Source organism: Mesorhizobium oxytropidicola, assembly GCF_056174625.1.
The window spans coordinates 6038786-6058240 of the sequence record NZ_CM149692.1; the positions used below are offsets into that span (position 1 = coordinate 6038786).

Consider the following 19455-nt stretch of genomic DNA (forward strand, 5'->3'; position numbering starts at 1 on the left):
GAGCGCTGTGAGAATTCAAGCTGATATCAGCGTCTTGCCGGCCGCAGCGAGGCTCTCCGCGCCGTCGATGACGCGTTCCTTCAAGGTGCGTGCCTCACCAAGCAGGTTCTCGGCGAAGAAGCGGCACAGCGCGATGCGGCCCCGATCGGCAAGACCGCCGCGCGCCAGATAGGCGCCGCCGGCGGCAAGCGAGATCAGCCTGAGATACGGCGTCGCTCCCGCCAGCGCCTGATCCACCCGGCCGTCGGCCGACAGTTTCTGCAGGAAGCGTGTCGCTTGCGTCAGGTCGCCAAGGGCTGCTTCGAGCGCATCGGCGGTGCGGCCGAAACCCTGCAGGTTGGAGGTGCGCACGGTGTTGGCGATCGCGGCCAGTTCGCCAATGAAGCCATGCACATGCTCGCCGCCGCCAAGCGGCAGCTTGCGGGTGACCAGATCGATCGCCTGAATGCCGTTGGTGCCCTCGTAGATCGGCGCGATGCGGGCGTCGCGGTAAAAGGCTGCAGCACCGGTCTCCTCGATGAAGCCCATGCCGCCATGCACCTGCACGCCGAGCGAAGCCACTTCGACGCCGACATCGGTTGAAAACGCCTTGGCGAGTGGCGTCAACAGGTTGGCGCGGTCGCGCCAATGCGCGGCCTGATCACCATCCGAGACCCGCGCCATGTCGATGGCGTGGGCACAGGAATAGCTGATCGCCCGCGCCGTCTGCGTCAGCGCCTTCATGGTGAGGAGATTGCGCTGCACGTCGGGGTGATGGACGATCGGCGCCATGCCAGCGCCGGCGTAATCCGCCGCCTTGCCCTGGCGACGCTCATTGGCGTAGGCGATCGCCTTCTGGGTGGCGGCTTCCGCAACCGCGACACCCTGCATGCCGACGCAAAGCCGGGCATTGTTCATCATGGTGAACATGCAGGCGAGGCCCTTGTTCTCCTCGCCGATCAGCCAGCCGATGGCGCCGGGCCTGGCGCCCTGGAACCCATCGCCATAGATCATGGTGCAGGTCGGCGAGGCATGGATGCCGAGCTTGTGTTCGAGGCCGGAACAGAAGACGTCGTTGCGGGCACCGAGCGAGCCATCGTCGTTGACGAAAAACTTCGGCACCAGGAACAGCGAGATGCCGCGCGTGCCGGCCGGCGCATCCGGCAGCCGCGCCAGCACCAGATGGATGATGTTGTCGGTAAAGTCGTGCTCGCCATAGGTGATGAAAATCTTCTGGCCGAAGATGCGGTAGGTGCCGTCGCCGGCGGGCTCTGCGCGGCTGCGCAAGGCGGCGAGATCGGAACCGGCCTGCGGTTCGGTCAGGTTCATTGTGCCCATCCACTCGCCGGACACGAGCTTGGCGAGGTACTTCGCCTTGAGGTCTTCGGAAGCATGCTTGTCGAGCGCTTCGACCGCGCCCATGGTCAGGGTCGGGCCGATGCCGAAGGCCATGGCGGCCGAGTTCCACATTTCGAGCGCGGCGACACCGAGCATGGTCGGCAGTGCCTGGCCGCCATACTCTTCCGGCCCGGAGAGCGCGTTCCAGCCGCCATCGATCCAGCGGCGATAGAGGTCCTTCCAGCCCGGCGGCGTTGTGACGGCAGCATCCCTGAGCACGGCACCGTGTTCATCGCCGATCTTGTAGAGCGGTGCCACCTCCTCGGTGGCGAAACGGCCGGCCTCGCCGAGGACGGCATCGACCAGATCCTCGCCGAGATCACCGAAGGTGCCGGCATCGAGGGCGGATTTCATGCCGGCAACGTGCTTCAGCGTGAATGCGATATCCTCGACCGGTGCCCGATACATGCCGCTCGATCCTCCTGATGCATCGGCCTCGCCAACCCTAGAGCCGGTGCGACCGCAAAACCATCCGCCTTTGGGCGGTCTCCCATCTTCTTTTTACGTAAACGTCAAATTTTGTCACGTGGATTTTGCAATCGCGCCGGCCTGTATTAAATTTGACAAACGCCGCATCAAGTCGACCGGCGACAGACCAGAACCAGCCGACCGGAACCAGCCCATGCTCGCCAGACCCGACGCCTATCGCTGCATCGAATGCGGCTTGCCCTATCGCGCAACGGGGTTCTGGTATCATGGCGGCCAGTTGGAACACGGTGCGGCCTACTGGTCGGATCGTGGCATATTGTGCTCGCCGTAATGCTCGCTTGCCCACCACCGCAAGCGCGCCGCCGAAGGCACGCTGCAGCAGGAGCCCGCGCCCGACCCGTTTGATTTTCAGCCGTTCAACCGGCGGTGAGCGCTTGACCAAAGGTATCATGATGCCAAACGAACAGGCCGACATTGCCCATACCGACGCAGTGCAACCCTCCATTGAGGCCGCCGTCATCCGCCTTTCGATCGAAGATCAGGTCGCCTTGGTGGAAATGATCATGAACCCGCCGGAACCGAATGAGGCGCTACGCAAAGCCGTGGACGCTTACAAACGGCTTGTCGTTGAGTCCCGGTAGCTCGCGCCCTCATTGTCGATCCGCTAAATACTGCTCAACCGTGGCTCCCAGGCCGAAGCATTTCCTTAACCATACCGGTTCACCATCGGTGTTTGATCAACGGGGACCCCTTGTTTGAAAACGCCGGCGCATCTTCTTCGCCGCTCAGCGATCGCTCTCGCGGCGATGATGGCGCTGATATCGGCGGCAAAGGCCTCGGACTTTTCCGAGCCGTGGAAGAGTGCCGACCGCGCGCTGGTCATCGACGCCTACGAGTACAATTCCATCGACTGGGCGCAACTCGCCACCGACAAGCGCATCGTTGCCTTCATCAACAAGGCCTCCGACGGCATGCCGCCGCCCTATTTCTGTTTCGGCAGCGACACTGACGTGAAGCTCTGCAAGGCGCTGTGGAAGCGCCATGCGGTGACGCGCGAACTGTTTCAGACGCGCCGGGTCGTTGCCAAGGCGCTCGGCATGAAATGGGGCGCCTATCATCTTGCCCGCCCCGGCAATCCGGTCGAGCAGGCCAACAATTTTCTCGATTTCGCTGATCCCGCGCCGGACGATCTCATGGTGCTCGATATCGAAGGCATCGATCCCTCGCAATGGATGTCGCTCGACGATGCCGAGGAGTTCGTGCGCCAGGTGCATCGGCGCGTCGGCCGCTTCCCGGTGCTCTACACCAACGGCAAGACCGCCCAGTACATCGCCGACAACCGCTACAAATACCGGCTCTTGTCGCGGCTACCGCTTTGGTACGCACGCTACAAGCCTGACATCGACGTGCATTTTCCGATGGGCAACTGGCGGAGCTACGCACTTTGGCAATTCTCGGCGCAGGCCAATTGCGGCCGTTTCCGTTGCCCCTACAGGGTTGCCGGCACGCCTAACGATATCGACGTTAACGTCGCGCCGGCAGATGCCGCCACACTGCGCCAGCAATGGCCCTTTGGCGGGCTGATCGATGTGCCGTCCGACTATCTTGCCAGCGTACCGGTGCCGCTGTCGCGCGAAGCAGCGCTCGCCGGCAAGGCCACTCTCATCTATGCCGATGTGGCAACGCCACCGACCGTCGAGGAAATGGTCGCCGTGCTCGGCTCGCGCTGGTCCAAATTCCGCGACGGGTTCCGCATGCCTGTGGTGAAGACGGTGCCACGACGGCCGGGCTTCGGCATCGTGCAATATGTCGCCTGGAAGCGGACCGGGCAACGCTCGCCCGAGCAGTTGGACGCCGCCTTTGCCGCTGCCGACCCCGTCAGCACCGGCTCGACCGAAATCGATCGCGGTCAGCCGTAAACGCCGCTCCGAAATCTCAGCTCGCCCGCTCGCGCGCCACAGCCTGCCAGCCGATGTCACGGCGGCAGAATCCGTCCGGCCAGTCGATCCGGTCGAGCGCGGCATAAGCCCGCTTCTGCGCCTCGCCGACCGTGGCGCCGGTCGCGGTGACATTGAGGACGCGGCCGCCATTGGCGACCAGCGCGCCGCCATTGATGGCGGTGCCGGCGTGGAAGATCTGGACGCCGTCGCCCGTCGCATCCTCGACGCCGCGGATGACAGAACCTTTTTCCGGCGTGCCGGGATAGCCCCGTGCGGCCATCACCACGGTGAGCGCCGCCTCGTCGCGCCAGCGTATGGACGTGTGCGCCAGTTGACCGTCGACGGCGGCGTTGAGCAGGACCAGCAGATCGTCCTTCAGCCGCATCATCAGCACCTGGCATTCCGGATCGCCGAAGCGGGTGTTGTATTCGATCAGTTTCGGCCCCTTGTCGGTGATCATCAGCCCGGCGAACAGAATGCCGGCAAAGGGTGCGCCAAGCTCTGACATGCCGCGCATGGTCGGCTCGATGATCTCGCGCATGGTGCGCTCGACCATTTCCGGCGTCATCACCGCCGCCGGCGAATAGGCGCCCATGCCGCCGGTGTTGGGGCCGGTGTCGCCATCGCCGACGCGTTTGTGGTCCTGTGCCGTGCCGAAGGGCAACGCGGTGGTGCCGTCGCAGAGGCAGAAGAAGCTCGCCTCCTCGCCGGTCATGAATTCCTCGACCACCACTTCCGCTCCGGCAGTGCCGAAGGAGCCCTCGAAACAGGCATCGAGTGCTGCCCGCGCCTCGTCCAGCGTCATGGCGACGGTGACACCCTTGCCGGCGGCGAGCCCGTCGGCCTTGATGACGATCGGTGCACCCGTCTTTTCGACATAGGCTTTGGCCGAGGCCAGATCGCTGAAACGACCATAGGCGGCAGTGGGGATGTTGTATCGAGCGCAGAGATCCTTGGTGAACCCCTTAGAGCCTTCCAACCGCGCGGCGGCCTTGGAAGGGCCGAAGACGCGGATGTTTTCGGCGCGCAGATCGTCGGCAATGCCGGCGACCAGCGGCCCTTCCGGACCGACGACGACGAGGTCGACTTTCTTCTCCCGGCAGAAGGCGGCAACAGTAGCGTGATCGGTAATATCCAGCTTAACCAGCTCAGCCTCAGCGCCAATGCCCGGATTGCCGGGGGCCGCGTAGAGTTTGGTCAGCACGGGAGATGCCGCGATCTTCCAGGCAAGCGCATGTTCGCGGCCGCCGGAGCCTAGAAGAAGAACGTTCATGGCCACCTCTTGATGCCGAAGATTCTGCTCTGGCGGCCATCTGATGGCGTTTTCTGCGCTTCCGCGTTCTACTGCGTCGCAGTAGAACTGAGCTCACGGACCAAATGTCCGCTGCGCTACGGTTCTCGAAACCACCACCATATGACTCGCCAGAGCGAATTTCGAAACAGTCTCTTGCAGCACCCGCTATTGCTCTCCGGGCGACGGGTCAAGGCATCAGGGTGTTTTGATCGAAATTGCGCACGGGAACGTTATCCCAGCCGAAAATCGGCGGCGACCATCGCCGCCGATTTTCTGGCAATTCGATTTAGGCGGGAAAGACCACCGGGAACCAGTCCTCGCGCAATTTCTGGCCCGGCCGCATGCCGTGGCCATGATAGGGCGGCGAGGTGCGGCCCGGCCGCTCGAGATAGTGGGCATCGTCGCCCACCCAGCGCAGTGACAGCGCCCGGCGCCGTGCCGCGGTCAGGTTGCCGCGCGCGCCGTGCGCTGTGCGGAAGTCGAACAGGATGGCGTCGCCCGGCTCCATCTCCCATTCGAGCACCTTCAACGACGGATCGTTATCGGGATCGGGCACCGGCAGATAGTCGCCCTCGCCGGCATAAAAATTGCTGTCGTCGAGCCAGCGCACCGGCAGGATCATCTTGTCCCATTTGTGCGAGCCGGCGATCAGCCGCAGCGTCGCCTCCTTCACCGGGTCGATGGGAATCCAGAAGCTCACCGTCTGCTGGCCATCGACGAAGTAATAGGGGATGTCCTGATGCCAGGGCGTCGGCTTCTGCGTGCCGGGTTCCTTGACCAGCACGTGATCGTGGAAGAACTGCGCGGTGCGCGACTGCATCACCGCCGCCGCGATTTGCGCGGCCGGCGATTTCCGCACCACCTCGACGAATTCGGGAATGCGCTCCCAATTGCAGTAATCGTCGAAGAAACTGCCGCGGCCATTGGCGATGTCGGACGCGGTGGTGCTGCGGTTCTGCATGTTGCGCTCGATGCCCGCGGCAATCGTATCGACCCAGCCCTTGAAGGCGCCACGGATGCAAACCGCGCCGTCACGCTGGTAGTCGGCAATAGTTTGCGCATCGATCAGGTCAGTGTCGATGGCGCGGGTAGCAGTCTGGGAAGCCATGGTGTCCTCCTTTCAGGATCGGGACGACTATCGCAACCCGCATTCATTCAGTAAAATAATAACTTCTCATCCGACACATAGATTTTGACTATGAGCCTCACCCTGACACAACTGCGCTACCTGGTCGCCGTCGCCCGCCACGGCAGCGTCACCGGTGCGGCCAGAACTCTGAACATCTCGCAGCCGTCGATTTCGGTGGCGATCGACGCCATCGAAAAGGATTTCGGCCAAAAACTGTTCGTGCGCCAGCGCGGAAGCGGTGTTTCGCTGACCTCGTTCGGCCGTATCGTCGTGGCCAAGGCAAAACAGGTTCTTACCGAGGCGGATGAACTGATGAGCCTGAGTTCAGGCAGTTCAGTTGTCGGCGGCGAGCTGGTGCTTGGATGTTTCGAGGATTTGGCGCCCTACTTCGCACCGGGTCTCATCCGCGCCTTCTCCGAGCGCCATCCAAGCGTCGCGGTGATCGTTCGCGATGAAACGTTCGAGACGCTCGGGCGGCGTCTGGCGGACGCCGCCATCGATCTCGGCCTGAGTTACGATCTCGGCCTGCCGTCGCATTTCGCCCGCATCCTGCTGCACGAGCTGCGGCCGCATGCGCTGTTGCCGGCAGGCCATAAGCTGGCGGACCGCCTTGAGGTCAGCCTGGCCGATCTGGCCGCCTATCCGCTGATCACGACGGACCAGCCGCAGAGCTGGCAGCACATGCTCGACCTGTTCCGCGGCCGCGGTCTCTCACCGGTGGCCGATAGGGCGACGAGTTCGTTCGAACTCCAGCGCAGCATGGTGGCGAACGGTTTTGGTGTCGCGGTCAGCTACACCCGGCCGCACGGCGACCGCAGCTATGACGGACTGCCGCTGATCTGCAAGCCGTTGTCGGATCCGCTGCCGATGCAGCGGATCATCCTCACCTATGACACGCATCAGCGCGTGTCGAATGCAGCGCTGGCATTCGTCGAGACGGCGAAAGACTGGTTTTCCACGCGCGACATCTTCACCGCCTGACGGGTTGGCGGCAGCCCCGCATCCGCTTGCCGCTTGACGGTTTCCGCGGCTGCTGCCACTCCATGGATATGGAACCTATCCAGTCGAAAGTGGCCCAGGGCCGTGTCGCCGATGCACCGAACGGCCATTGGGTCTACCGCGTGCTGCCGCGCGCGATTTGGCCCTATGCGCAGCTTGCGCGGTGGGACAGGCCGATAGGCTGGCAGTTGCTCTTGTGGCCATGCTGGTGGTCGGCGGCGCTCGCCGCGAGCGCCTATCCGCGCCCCGGCGACCCGCTGCTCTCGCTGCTGCCGGCACCATTGTATCTCGTGCTGTTCCTGGTCGGCGCCATCGCCATGCGCGGCGCCGGCTGCACCTACAACGACATCGTCGACGAGAACATCGACAACCAGGTCGAGCGCACCCGCTCGCGTCCGCTGCCGTCGGGCCAGACCACGCGCCGGCGGGCCTGGCTGTTCCTTGTGCTGCAAGCCCTGGTCGGCCTTGCCGTGCTCCTGCAGTTCAACAGCTTCGCCATCCTGCTCGGCATCTGCTCGCTGGCGATCGTCGCCATCTATCCATTCATGAAGCGGATAACCAACTGGCCGCAATTGTTTCTCGGCCTTGCCTTTTCCTGGGGCGCGCTGATGGGATGGGCGGTCGAGTTCGGCGATCTCGATGGCCCCGCCATCATGCTCTATATCGGCTCGATCCTGTGGGTGATCGGCTACGACACGATCTATGCGCATCAGGACAAGGAAGACGACGCCATTGTCGGAGTGCGCTCGACGGCACGGCTGTTCGGCGACAACACCAAGTCATGGCTGGTCGGGCTTTACGGCGGCACGCTGATCTGCTTCGCCATCGCCTTCGCCTCGGCGCAGGCGCCGGTGGTGGCGCTCGCCGGATTGATTGCCGCCGGCGCCCATATGGCCCGGCAGATCGCGGTTCTGGATATCAACGATCCGGACCAATGCCTGCGGCTGTTCCGGTCGAACAACCAGGTCGGCTGGCTGATCTTCCTCGGCCTGATCGGCGGCGCATTGTGGGTGGCGCTGAAACCGCTGGTGTAGTCTTCCTTCTCCCCGTCACTATACGGGGAGAAGGTGGCGGCAGCCGGATGAGGGGCAGCGCCGACCTTGGAGGCTAGGCGAGAGGTTCAGCGGCGGACCAGCGCACACTCAATTAAGTCTTAAGTGATGGCCGAACACTTAGGTCAGCGCCGCCCCTCATCGCCCTGCCGGGCGTTCGTCACTCGAAAAGCCAAGCAGTTGGCTTTTCGTCCGCTTTGCGGACCGCTCCTCAACTCCCGTAAACGGGGAGAAGGACGCTAGCTAGTCTCTTGAAATGATCTCCTGGCCGTCGATGACCAGCCTGAGACCGAGGTTGCCGGCCCTGCGGCGGGCGAGGAAGCGCGGGCGGCGCGTGTGCGAAACGCGGCCCTTACGGCGATCCTGCGGCGGCAGCGTCTTGATGGCGGCACCGGCGATTCTTCCAGGGTGCGGGCAACACCGTCCGATTCGATCAGCAGCATCGGCAGGCGGTAGGCATCGGCCCAGGCGCGCCAGTCGGCGGCGACATCGTCGAGATCGTCGGCCACCAAAAGCGGCACCGACAGCATCGGATCGTTGTGCAGGAGTTCCAGGGTCACCGTGACATTGCCTTCCGGATCCTCCATGGCGCGGGCGGCAACACCGCGGAACGCATTGGCCGGGAGAGCGATGATCGCCGGCACGCCGCTCATCTCGAGCATGCGGCGGATCACGGCGCCACGCTGGTCGATGGTGAACGTCACGTCGCCATAGTCGTCGCGCGTGGCGTAGCTGACCATCTGGGGCAGTCGGAATGGGTCGAGGCGCATGTTGCGTCCCGCCCAGACTGGCTTCAGTCCGGTGTTCATAGAGTGCCTTCCTGTCTGTCTCCTGAGAGCCGGTGTCCGGTTCTCTCCGGGCCAGTTTTCCCGGCCTCGTTATGGGGAAACAGTAGCGTGGGCTCCTTACCGCCGCGCTTAAGAAAGTCGGTTAAATTTTGCTGATCTCGGGGATGGTTATCGGAATGCCACCGACCACTAGATGTTGAAAGGATCAGATAACCTTACCGGGATTCATGATGCCGGCTGGATCGAAGGCGGCTTTCACCCGGCGCATCAGATCGATGGCCATCGGCGGCGCCGTGGCGATCAGTTCGTCGCGCTTCAACTGGCCGATGCCGTGCTCGGCCGAGATCGAACCGTGGAAGGAGCGCACGACATCGTGCACGGCATGGTTCATGGGATGGTAGAGGTCGAGGAACGCCTCATCCTGCCAGTCCACGGGGCGCGAGATGTTGTAATGCAGATTGCCGTCGCCCATGTGGCCGAAGCAGACCACGCGCGCGCCGGGGCAGACCCCTTCCACCACGCCGGCCGCCTTGTCGATGAACTCCGGGATCGCGGCTGTCGGCACCGAGATGTCGTGCTTGATCGAAGCGCCCTCGGGCTTCTGGCACTCTGGCAGCGTCTCGCGGAAATTCCAGAAGGCATCGCCCTGGGCAAGGCTTGCCGAGACCACTGCGTCGCCGATGATGCCTTGCTCGAGCGCTTCGGCCAGGATCTCCTCGATCAGCGCCCTGCCGTCTTCCTCGGAACGTCCTGAAGAGACCTGCATCAGCACATACCAAGGCCAATCATCGGCCAGCGGCCGCGTGATGCCTTGGCCATGCTTCAGCGTGAAGTCGTAAGGCCTTTTGCCGATCAGCTCGAAAGCGGTGAGCGAGGCGCCGGCCCGGTCCATCGCCAAGGTAAAGAGCGACAGCGCCGCCTTGGGCGACGACATGCCGGCAAAGGCGACCTCCCTGCCCTTCGGCCTCGGGAAAAGCTTCAAGACAGCGGCGGTGATGATGCCGAGCGTGCCTTCGGCGCCGACGAACAGGTTCTTCAGATCGTAGCCGGTGTTGTCCTTCTTCAGCTTGCGCAGATCGTCGAACACCTCGCCCGTCGGCAGCACCACTTCTACGCCGAGGCAGAGTTCGCGGGCGTTGCCATAGGCCAGCACGCCGGTGCCGCCGGCATTGGAGGAGAGGTTGCCGCCGATCTGGCAGGAGCCTTGCGCGGCGAGCGACAGCGGAAACAGCCGGTCGGCGGCATCGGCCGCCTCCTGCAGCGTCTGCAGGATGACCCCGGCCTCGACCGTCACCGTATTCGACAGGACATCGATCTCGCGGATGCGGTTCAGCCGCGACAGCGACAGGATGATCTCGCGGCCGGATTTGTCCGGCACCTGGGCGCCGACCAGACCGGTGTTGCCGCTTTGCGGCACGATCGGCGTTCCCGTCTCGGTCGCCAGGCGCATGATGCGGCTGACCTCGTCAACGCTGCCCGGCCGCAGCACCAGCGATGTCACGCCATGCCAGAGCCCGCGCCGCTCGATGAGGTAGGGCGCGATGTCCTGTTCGTCGCGCAGCGCGTATTTGTCGCCGACAATCGCCGCGAAGCGATCGATGAGAGCGGGGTCAAGTTTTGCTGAAATTTCGGTCATGCGGGAAAACTACGGTGTGGGCTCAGCGTTGTCACGGGGTGCGGCGGCGCGCGCGAGCCGGTCGTTGATGGCCTCGCCGAGACCGTCGAAAGGAATATTCTCCACCGCGATGGTGCGCGCACCACTGCGGTCGAGTTCCTGCATATAGGCGAAAAGATTGCTCGCCGCTTCGCGCAGATCGCCTGATACGGACAAATTGAGGAAGGCTGCTGCATGACGCCAGCCTTCAGCCCGCTGGCCGCCAAAGCCAAGCAGGGCTTCGTCCTTGCCAACCGCTCCGGCATTCAGGCGCATCGCGGCACCTGGTGCATAGTGCGAGGCAAGCATGCCGGGCGCCTCGATGCCCGCCCCTCCGCCACGCAACAGTTCCATGCCGATGGCCGCCTCGATCTCTCCGGCGGCGATGCCGCCAGGCCGGAGCAGGCGCAACCTTCCCCCTTCGGCCTTGACGATGGTCGATTCCAGCCCGACGGGCGTCGCGCCGCCATCGACCACCAGCTTGATGCGCGCGCCGAGATCGGCCGCCACCGCTTGCGCCGTCGTCGCGCTGATCTTGCCGGAGGAATTGGCGCTGGGTGCGGCAAGCGGCCGGCCGAGTTTTGCGATGAGGTCGCCGCCAAAGCCCCTCGGCATGCGCAAGGCGATCGTGTCGAGCCCGGCCGTGACCAGCGGATGGATGCCGTTGCCAGGCCGCTGCGGCAGCACCAGCGTCAGCGGACCAGGCCAGAACGCCTGTGCCAGTTTCCTTGACAGCGGATCGAACACAGCGATGCGCTCGGCCATCGCCATGTCGGCGACATGCGCGATCAGCGGATTGAAGCGCGGCCGACCCTTGGCTTCGAAGATGCGCGCCACGCCGATGCCGTTGGTGGCGTCGCCGGCAAGCCCATAGACAGTCTCCGTCGGGATGGCGACGACATCGCCGCTTTCGAGCAGCGCCAGTGCCCGCTCCAACGCCTCGCCGGCGGCAAGTATCTCAGCCACTCTCGTCACCTCGCAGATGCCGGCTGCGTAGTACGATGGCGGCTGTTGGGCAAGCCGGCTGTTCGGCAACCGAGCGCCTTGGCGATTTATCAATCCCTAAAATGCTACGTTTCCGCGAAAGCCGGCATCAATTCCGGTCGACTACCATTCGGGCTTGGGCGAAGGGGAGTGGTCATCGTGTCTGTGCGTATCCTGCTGGGTATCATCACCCTGGCGGCGTTGAGCGGCGAAGCTCAGGCCTCGTCCCTGGTCTTTCCCGGGGCGCCGGCCACGACGCCCTCCATCCTGACCCTGAAGGCGGGCGACACGAAGGCAAGCGATGTGGTGTCCGTCGTTGCGCTCGGCGAGCCCGATGTCACCTATGAGAAGGTGGCGGCGATCCCCAACGCGCCCGAGGCACGGCACGGTTTCATGCCAGGCCCGATGATCATTCGCGGCGGCGTCGTCGGCGGCGACTTCTCGACACCGGTGCAAGGCAAGGCACCAGCCGCGGCCACCACCCCTGCCCCCACTCCAGCCAAGGCGACCGCCTCGGCCGCTCCGGCATCGAACACGCAGAAGAAACCGGCCGCATCGACCATGCCCGCTTCCGGGGTCGGCAAGGTCAAGTAGCGGCCGGCAAACGGCCGGACCGGCCAGATTGTTGACAGCTTGACGGCGCTCGGCGCACCATTGCCGCGCGGGGTCGTGCGGCACATCTCGCTGGACGCCGCCGCCTGAATTTGGCCAAGTGATTCAGGCAAAGGGGCGGCTCTGGCAGACGAGCTTCGTCGTTTCAAAGGGGGTTGATCATGAGACTATCCAAGACCGTTACCGTGGCCGGGCTTCTGCTGGCATCGCTGCTGGGCGCCAGTGCGGCGCAAGCCGATGACATGCTGGGATCCTATGTCGCGCGCATTTCCGATAGGGATCATCAGGCGAGCGACGGCTATGCGCTGGACAGCGCCGCGCAGATGGTGCGGCAGGACCGCGCCAACTGGCACAAATTCCATCGCCGCGACAGAGACGACCAGGGCGATGAGTGGTTCACGACCAACGACGCGCGCGCCGACCTGCAGCGCATGCTTGAGCGTCCCGGCGCGATGAGTTCCTCGACCAAGCGCGCCATCGTCAATGGCGAACCGCTGATCCAGGTCGATGTCTACGAAAACAGCGTGCGCGTCAGCATCCTGGAGGACTGACAAAGTCAGCATCCGGGACGATGGACAAAAAGGGCGGCGCTGATGCGCCGCCCCTTCTTCTCGACAGAACCGGATTGAAATCTCAGGCCGCTTCTTCCTTGTCGTCGTCTTCTTCGGACTCGCCGTCTTCGGATTCTTCTTCGCCTTCGGCATCGTCGCCCTCGGCCTTCACGGCGTCATCTTCGTCCTCATCTTCGTCGTCACCCGAGGCCGTGGCGGCTTCGGCGTCTTCGTCAGACTCTTCGCCGTCTTCGTCGTCGCCTTCTTCTTCGTCGCCGTCCTCGTCGTCAGAGTGATCGGCGGCTTCGACCGCGGCAGCGGCGTCGTGATCGGTTTCGGAAGCGGTTTCAAGCGCCTCGGCGGCGGCCGAGGTTTCTTCAGTCACTTCGATTTCGTGATCGGAATTCATGGAAGCCTCCGTTGGGTTGGGGAACATGTCCCTTTTGCCACGGAGAGATCATCGTCATATGACTGTAAGCCGGCTCGAATGGTCGGCTCGCAGATATTTTTCCTGGGCCTTTGCCCTGCCCTATTCGAGCGTGATCTGGCTCGAAAAACCGGCGCCTGTTTTTCACCGATAGGGTCTTCAGCCGGCCTTCTTAACCGGCGATTTTCGAGAAATCCGCGACCTGACCTGTGGCCGCGCGAATGCGCGTGAGAAGCGCCAGACGGTTGGCTCGCACCGCCAGGTCTTCATCATTCACGAGAACACCTTCAAAGAATGAATCAACGGGTTCGCGCAATGCGCTAAGCGCCAGCATGGCGGCGGAAAAGTCTTCGTTTTGAATCGCTTCGCCGGCTTGCTTCTCGGCCTGATTCACCGCCACAAACAGCGCCTTCTCGGCATTCTCCTTGAACAAAGCCGGCTCAACGGTTTCGGCGACCGCCGTTTTCTTCTTCTCTTCCGCAGCCAGGATGTTGGCCGCACGCTTGGTGCCGGCAAGCAGGTTCCTGCCGTCCTCGGTATCGAGGAAGGAGCCCAGCGCTTCGACGCGGCGGACGATCTGCAGGAGGTCGTCGGACTGCGGCGTGATGACGGCGTCGATGAGATCGTGACGGGCGCCCTGGTCACGGAGATAGACTTTGAGGCGATCGTGGAAGAAGGCAAGGAGGTCTCGTATCTGGTCCGCACCACTGCCTGCATAACGCGCGCCGGCGCTCGCGAAGAGCGAAGACAGCTGCAATTGAATTCGGTCTTCAACCAGGATTCTCACCACACCCAGCGCTGCGCGACGCAACGCATACGGGTCCTTTGATCCCGTCGGCTTTTCATCGATGGCCCAGAAGCCGACCAGCGTATCCAGCTTGTCGGCGAGCGCGACGGCGACCGAAACGGGATCGCTCGGCACATAATCGGACGGGCCTTGCGGCTTATAATGCTCCTCGATGGCCGCGGCCACCGATGGGTGTTCGCCCTGCAGCAGCGCGTATTTGCGGCCCATGGCGCCCTGCAATTCCGGAAACTCGCCAACCACTTCGGTCTGCAGATCGGCCTTGGCGAGAACAGCGGCGCGGCGCGCCAGCGTAGGATCGGCGCCGACGATCGGCGCCAATTCCTCCGCCAGTCGCTGAATCCGCTCCACCCGCTCGCCTTGTGTGCCGAGCTTGGCATGGAACGTCACATTGAGATGGTCGAGCCGGGCCATGCGCTGGTCGAGCGGCTTTTTCAGATCGAGGCCGAACTTCTCAGCCGATGCTTCGAGCTGGTCGAGATCAGGCAGATCGCCCTGGTCGGTCGTCCAGAAATAGAGCGCGTCGGAGAGGCGCGCGCGCACCACCTTGCCGTTGCCGTGCGCGATCTCCTTGCCGCCGTCCTTGGCTTCGATGTTGGCGGTGAGGATGAAGCGGTTTGACAGCGCCTCGCTTTCGCCTTGCGGGCGCGTGACAAAGCACTTCTGGTTGGCGCGGATGGTCAGCCGGATCACTTCGGCCGGAATGGCGAGGAAATCCTGCTCGAACTCGCCCATCAGCACGACGGGCCATTCGACCAGCCCGGACACTTCCTCCAGCAAGCCTTCGTCCTCGACGAGGTCGAGCCCGTTGGCAAAGGCGAGGTTGCGCGCGTCGGCAAGGATGATCTCCTTGCGCCGGTCGGCGTCGAGCACGACCTTGGCAGCCTCCAGCTTGCTCACATAATCGTCGAAGCGGCGCACGCTGATTTCGCCGGGCGCGAGGAAACGGTGGCCGTAGGTGATGTTGCCGGAGCGGATGCCGTCGATCTCGAAATCGACCACGACAGGCTCCTCGGTCTCCGGGCCGAAGGTGCACAGGATGGATTGCAGCGGCCGCACCCAGCGCAGCGAGCCCGGCTTGGCCGAGGCCGGCCCCCAGCGCATCGATTTCGGCCAGGGGAAATTGCGGATGATATCAGGCACCAGTCCAGCGATGATCTCTTCGGCCGCCCTGCCCGGCTTCGAAATATGGGCGACATAGAAGTCGCCCTTCTTCGGGTCGGAATGGACATGCGCCTCGGCGACCGAAGACAGGCCTGCCTTGCGAAGGAAACCCTGGACTGCCTGCTCGGGGGCTGATGTCGACGGCCCCTTGATCTCTTCACGGATATCCTTCGAGCGTGCGGTCAGCCCCCTGATGTCGAGTGTCAGGCGCCGCGGCGTCCAGTACTCGCGCGCCGCCTCATAGGTCAGACCCGCCTCGACCAGACCGTCGGTCAGCATCTTCTTGAGATCGCCCGCCGCCTTGCGCTGCATGCGCGCGGGGATTTCCTCGGAGCGAAGTTCTAGAAGCAAGTCAGGCATTGGGGTCAGCTCGTGCGGGAGAGTGGTCCGGGCGGGGCATAGCAACTCGGCTGGCCGCTGTCACCCTTTCCAGAAATTTTGGCCGCTCTGTCGGGTCGAGACGATCCGGCCCGTCCTTGGATCAGAGATTTCCATGAACCAAACGCAGCGCTGAAGCGACCCACGCTCAGGCAGGGAACACTTGGCTGAACGACCATGAAAACGGCATCCAGACTTCTTCAGATCCTCGCGCTCAGCGCCTGTTTCACCGCGCAGGTCCACGGCGCCTTCTCGATGCCGGGCGTACGGCAGGCAATGCGGACTATCGACGGTGCCAGCGGTCAGAGCGCGCCGCCGGTCAGCACAGTCACCACACTCGCGAAAACAGTTGGCTAGGCCGCCAATCCGCCAGCCTGTGTCTTCAAAAACGCCTCGCCGCAGGCCTTCGCCAGATTACGCACCCGCAGGATATAGCTTTGCCGCTCGGTGACCGAGATCACGCCGCGGGCGTCGAGCAGGTTGAAGACATGGCTGGCCTTGATGCACTGATCATAGGCCGGGAAGACCATCTTGTGCATCGGCAGATTGTCGTTCGATGCCGGCGCGCCGGCATCGAGCAGCGCCTTGCACTCGGCCTCGGCATCCTCGAAATGCCTGAGCAGCATCGCCGTGTTGGCGTATTCGAAATTGTGGCGCGAATATTCCTGCTCGGCCTGCAGGAAGACGTCGCCATAGGTCACCTTGTCAGCGCCCTCACGGCCGTTGAAGTTGAGGTCGTAGACATTGTCAACGCCCTGCACATACATGGCCAGCCGCTCCAGCCCATAGGTCAACTCACCCGCCACCGGCGCGCATTCGATGCCGCAGACCTGCTGGAAATAGGTGAACTGCGACACTTCCATGCCGTCGCACCAGCATTCCCAGCCAAGCCCCCAGGCGCCGAGCGTCGGGCTTTCCCAATCGTCCTCGACAAAGCGGATATCGTGCAGTAGCGGGTCGACGCCGATCGCCGCCAGCGAGCCGAGATAAAGCTCCTGCAGGTTCGGCGGGTTCGGCTTCAGGATCACCTGGTACTGGTAATAATGCTGCAGCCGGTTCGGGTTCTCGCCATAGCGGCCATCCTTGGGGCGGCGCGAGGGCTGGACATAGGCGGCGTCCCAGCGCCGAGGCCCGAGCGCGCGCAGCGTCGTTGCCGGATGAAACGTGCCGGCGCCGACCTCCATGTCGTAAGGTTGGAGGATGACGCAGCCATAGGCCGCCCAGTAATTGTGCAAGGTCAGGATCAGCCCCTGGAACGAGCGGCTGGGGTGCATATGGGCGGGGATTTCAATCGTCACGGGTGGCCTCGACAGCAAAGGCTAGAGCCTGTCCTCGAGCATGATCTTTTCCGAAAACCGGTACCCACTTTTCGGGATCATGCTCTTGCCGGCACGTCCTAGAGACACGGCGGCGAAGCGTCAAGCAAGGCGCACGGTTCGCTGCCATCGTGCTGATCCATGTGGAGTGCTTTGCAAGTGCCTGGCCCATTGCTTGCCGCCCGAGCCTGCGATCAGTTCGATGCATCATCCCTGGCAACGATAGGTTCCGCCATGCCCAGCCCGATCGCCATCCGTCCCGTCTCCCGGCAGGATTACGAGCAATGGCTGCCGCTGTGGGACGGCTACAACGCGTTCTACGGCCGCTCGGGCGAGACGGCGCTGGCGAGCGAGATCACCGCGATGACGTGGTCGCGCTTCTTCGATGCCTATGAGCCGGTCCATGCCCTGGTGGCCGAAAGCGAGGGACAGCTCCTCGGCCTCGTGCACTATCTCTTTCACCGCAGCACGACGGCGATCGCGCCGAACTGTTACTTGCAGGACCTGTTCACCACGCAGGCCTCGCGCGGCAATGGCATCGGCCGGGCACTGATCGAAGGCGTCTACGAGCGCGCCCAGGCAGCCGGTTCCGGCCGGGTGTACTGGCTGACGCACGAAACCAACCAAACCGCGATGAAGCTCTATGACAAGATCGGCGAACGCTCCGGCTTCGTCGTCTATCGGAAGCTTTTCTGAAACTTCGCGCCGCTCCAAACGAAAACGGGGCTCCGAAGGAGCCCCATTCGCATTCAAAAAGCCTACTTCACCCCTTCGGGGCGGGCACCGGCTCGGGCTTGACCTTGGGGGTCTCCTGCGCCGTGTTGGACTCAATCGGCGGCAGGCCCTTCATCAGCTTCTGCTGCAAGGTGGCCAGCACATCGGGATCGGGCTTCAGGTCGCGGGCCTGATTCCACTGGAAGGTGGCTTCCAGCTTGCGGCCGACGCGCCAGTAGGCATCGCCGAGATGGTCGTTGAGAACCGGATCTTCCGGCTTCAGCGATACGGCGCGTTCCATCTCGCGCACCGCGTCGTCGAACCTGCCAAGGCGGAAATAGGCCCAACCCAGCGAATCGACGATGTAACCGTCGCTCGGCCTGAGATCGACGGCCTTCTGGATCATCGCCAGGCCTTCCTTCAGGTTGGTGTTCATGTCGACCCAGGAATAGCCGAGATAGTTCAGCACCTGCGGTTGGTCGGGCTGCAGTTCCAGCGCCCTGCGGAAATTCGGCTCGGCCTTCGGCCATTCCTTCAGCCGCTCATAGGCGATGCCGCGCTGGTAGAAGATGTTCCAATTGGCCGCGGTCGGCGTCTTCAGCACCTCCACGGCCTTGTCGTAGAGATTGGCGGCCGAGCGGAAATCATCCTTCGAGGAATAGACCCCGCCAAGCGCCAGATAGGCGCGCATGTCGTTGGGATGCGCGTCGACGAAGGCCTTCAGATGGGTGATCGCCTCGTCATGGCGGTCGAGATCGGCAAGGTTGAGGCCAAGCTGCAGGTCCGAAAGCTCCTTCAGCGGCGACGAATCGGGGATCCGCCGATAGAGCGCGATGGCCCCCTCGCCGTCCTTCAACTGTTCGGCGACGGCGGCGAGCTGCACGAGGGCCGCGTCGCTGTCAGGCCTCAGGGCGAGCGCATATTGCAGGTAAAGGCGGACAAACGGCTCGCCGCCGCCACGGTTGAGCGCGGTGGCGAGATCGAGCAGGATTTCGGAAGCGCCGTCGGACGGGCCGGAAACGAAGGGCGCGATCTTGTCGCCCTTGGCAATCCTGTCGCGCAAGGCGACGATTTCCAGCTTGCCCGGCGAAAACGCCTCGGCCTGGTCGAGCACCGAGATCGCCTTGGCCTTGTCGCCCTTGCGGGACAGGAACGAGGCATAGGCCTGTGCATTGCGCATCCAGGTTTCGGGCGCGGCGCCGCCGGCGGTCGTGTCCTGCAGCGTTGCGGCGTAGATCGCCTCGGCCTTTTCGGGCATGCCGGATGCATCGGCGATCAGGGCGCGGTGGAAGGCTTTGAACAGGCCGAACCAGTCCGGCCCCTGCAGCTTGTCGATGGAAGCCATCGCATCCGTGGCTTCACCGGCACCTTGCTGCGCCCAACCGGACATGACGCCGGAGATCAACCGGTCGAGATCGGATTCCAGCGACAGCTTGAGCCAGTATTGCGCCTTGGTGAAATCCTTCTTGTGGAAGGAATCGACGGCCAGCGCCAGGCGTGAGAAGCGCTCGACATCGGGCACCTCCTTGAGCTTGTCGGCATAGACCAGGGATTCGTCAAAGCGGCCTTGCGCGATCAGCGACAGCATCAGGCTCTGCTGCAGCCCGGTGTCACCCGGATCGAAGGCCAGGGCCTGCTTGTAGTAGGCGATGGCGCTGTCGAGGTCGTTGTCGCCTTCGGCGATCCGGGCGGCCAGATAGGCGCCCGAGAACGACGAAATTTTGACCGGTTCGGTGGATTGCTTGGCATAGGCCGGCAAAGCCGAAATCGCCATGCCCGTCACAATTGCCAGCCTTGTCAGCCAGCGCGCACGTCCTTGCTGCATCGTATCCCTTTCAGCCA

At 63.5% G+C, this 19455-nt stretch carries 17 protein-coding genes and 2 pseudogenes; 9 read left to right on the forward strand and 10 right to left on the reverse strand.

Annotated elements, in window-relative coordinates:
• Window positions 1-15: 15 nt before the first annotated feature.
• A complete protein-coding gene (locus AC0V8S_RS30430) occupies window positions 16-1785 on the reverse strand; it encodes an acyl-CoA dehydrogenase (RefSeq protein ID WP_475435160.1) in 1770 nt (589 codons plus the stop codon).
• Window positions 1786-1999: 214 nt separating this feature from the next.
• On the opposite strand from AC0V8S_RS30430, the pseudogene AC0V8S_RS30435 reads away from it, so the two are divergent.
• From AC0V8S_RS30435 to AC0V8S_RS30445, 3 genes and pseudogenes are all read left to right on the forward strand, one after another.
• A pseudogene (locus AC0V8S_RS30435) lies at window positions 2000-2236 on the forward strand (hypothetical protein).
• A gap of 4 nt (window positions 2237-2240) precedes the next feature.
• Window positions 2241-2447: a type II toxin -antitoxin system TacA 1-like antitoxin gene (locus AC0V8S_RS30440; RefSeq protein WP_475435162.1), complete on the forward strand. Its 207-nt coding sequence runs from the start codon at window positions 2241-2243 to the stop codon at window positions 2445-2447.
• 165 nt (window positions 2448-2612) lie between these two features.
• Entirely contained in the window at window positions 2613-3725 is a 1113-nt protein-coding gene (locus AC0V8S_RS30445) for a glycoside hydrolase family 25 protein (protein WP_475438727.1), read from the forward strand.
• Between the two features lie 16 nt (window positions 3726-3741).
• Here the strand turns inward: AC0V8S_RS30445 and purD are convergent, their stop codons facing one another.
• Both purD and AC0V8S_RS30455 read right to left on the reverse strand, forming a co-directional pair.
• Window positions 3742-5019, reverse strand: coding sequence for a phosphoribosylamine--glycine ligase (purD, locus tag AC0V8S_RS30450; RefSeq protein WP_475435164.1), 1278 nt, complete (start codon window positions 5017-5019; stop codon window positions 3742-3744).
• A gap of 307 nt (window positions 5020-5326) precedes the next feature.
• Window positions 5327-6148: a phytanoyl-CoA dioxygenase family protein gene (locus AC0V8S_RS30455; protein WP_475435166.1), complete on the reverse strand. Its 822-nt coding sequence runs from the start codon at window positions 6146-6148 to the stop codon at window positions 5327-5329.
• Window positions 6149-6238: 90 nt separating this feature from the next.
• Here AC0V8S_RS30455 and AC0V8S_RS30460 point away from each other — a divergent pair, with 90 nt between their 5' ends.
• On the forward strand, window positions 6239-7150 hold the full coding sequence (locus AC0V8S_RS30460; RefSeq protein ID WP_475435168.1) for a LysR family transcriptional regulator: 912 nt from the start codon (window positions 6239-6241) through the stop codon (window positions 7148-7150).
• A gap of 68 nt (window positions 7151-7218) precedes the next feature.
• Window positions 7219-8202: a 4-hydroxybenzoate octaprenyltransferase gene (gene ubiA, locus AC0V8S_RS30465; protein WP_183465199.1), complete on the forward strand. Its 984-nt coding sequence runs from the start codon at window positions 7219-7221 to the stop codon at window positions 8200-8202.
• A 261-nt stretch (window positions 8203-8463) separates the two neighbouring features.
• On the opposite strand, the pseudogene AC0V8S_RS30470 reads toward ubiA, so the two are convergent.
• The 3 genes and pseudogenes from AC0V8S_RS30470 to AC0V8S_RS30480 all read right to left on the reverse strand — a co-directional run bounded on the left by AC0V8S_RS30470 (window position 8464) and on the right by AC0V8S_RS30480 (window position 11628).
• Window positions 8464-9029 (reverse strand): annotated as a pseudogene (locus AC0V8S_RS30470) (DUF6101 family protein).
• 184 nt (window positions 9030-9213) lie between these two features.
• A complete protein-coding gene (locus AC0V8S_RS30475; RefSeq protein ID WP_475435170.1) occupies window positions 9214-10644 on the reverse strand; it encodes an FAD-binding oxidoreductase in 1431 nt (476 codons plus the stop codon).
• Between the two features lie 9 nt (window positions 10645-10653).
• Window positions 10654-11628 carry an L-threonylcarbamoyladenylate synthase gene (locus tag AC0V8S_RS30480; RefSeq protein ID WP_475435172.1) on the reverse strand — a complete coding sequence of 325 codons (975 nt, stop codon included), beginning with the start codon at window positions 11626-11628 and terminating at the stop codon, window positions 10654-10656.
• Window positions 11629-11805: 177 nt separating this feature from the next.
• Here AC0V8S_RS30480 and AC0V8S_RS30485 point away from each other — a divergent pair, with 177 nt between their 5' ends.
• Together AC0V8S_RS30485 and AC0V8S_RS30490 are read left to right on the forward strand one after the other, a co-directional pair.
• Window positions 11806-12240: a hypothetical protein gene (locus AC0V8S_RS30485; RefSeq protein ID WP_475435174.1), complete on the forward strand. Its 435-nt coding sequence runs from the start codon at window positions 11806-11808 to the stop codon at window positions 12238-12240.
• Window positions 12241-12419: 179 nt separating this feature from the next.
• Window positions 12420-12809, forward strand: a complete 390-nt coding sequence (locus tag AC0V8S_RS30490) for a hypothetical protein (RefSeq protein WP_475435176.1) — start codon at window positions 12420-12422, stop codon at window positions 12807-12809.
• An 82-nt stretch (window positions 12810-12891) separates the two neighbouring features.
• Here AC0V8S_RS30490 and AC0V8S_RS30495 read toward each other — a convergent pair whose 3' ends face one another.
• Window positions 12892-13218 carry an ATPase gene (locus AC0V8S_RS30495; protein WP_475435178.1) on the reverse strand — a complete coding sequence of 109 codons (327 nt, stop codon included), beginning with the start codon at window positions 13216-13218 and terminating at the stop codon, window positions 12892-12894.
• A 190-nt stretch (window positions 13219-13408) separates the two neighbouring features.
• On the reverse strand, window positions 13409-15565 hold the full coding sequence (gene glyS / locus AC0V8S_RS30500; protein ID WP_475435180.1) for a glycine--tRNA ligase subunit beta: 2157 nt from the start codon (window positions 15563-15565) through the stop codon (window positions 13409-13411).
• A 195-nt stretch (window positions 15566-15760) separates the two neighbouring features.
• On the opposite strand from glyS, the gene AC0V8S_RS30505 reads away from it, so the two are divergent.
• Complete coding sequence (locus tag AC0V8S_RS30505) at window positions 15761-15940, forward strand: hypothetical protein (RefSeq protein WP_475435181.1); 180 nt, start codon at window positions 15761-15763, stop codon at window positions 15938-15940.
• Here AC0V8S_RS30505 and AC0V8S_RS30510 read toward each other — a convergent pair.
• A complete protein-coding gene (locus AC0V8S_RS30510) occupies window positions 15937-16857 on the reverse strand; it encodes a glycine--tRNA ligase subunit alpha (protein WP_183465198.1) in 921 nt (306 codons plus the stop codon). The two genes, AC0V8S_RS30505 and AC0V8S_RS30510, sit on opposite strands and share 4 nt — an antisense overlap.
• Before the next feature lie 276 nt (window positions 16858-17133).
• On the opposite strand from AC0V8S_RS30510, the gene AC0V8S_RS30515 reads away from it, so the two are divergent.
• Complete coding sequence (locus tag AC0V8S_RS30515; protein ID WP_475435183.1) at window positions 17134-17595, forward strand: N-acetyltransferase family protein; 462 nt, start codon at window positions 17134-17136, stop codon at window positions 17593-17595.
• Between the two features lie 67 nt (window positions 17596-17662).
• On the opposite strand, the gene AC0V8S_RS30520 is transcribed toward AC0V8S_RS30515, so the two are convergent.
• Window positions 17663-19438, reverse strand: coding sequence for a tetratricopeptide repeat protein (locus tag AC0V8S_RS30520; RefSeq protein WP_183457369.1), 1776 nt, complete (start codon window positions 19436-19438; stop codon window positions 17663-17665).
• Between the last annotated feature and the right edge of the window lie 17 nt (window positions 19439-19455).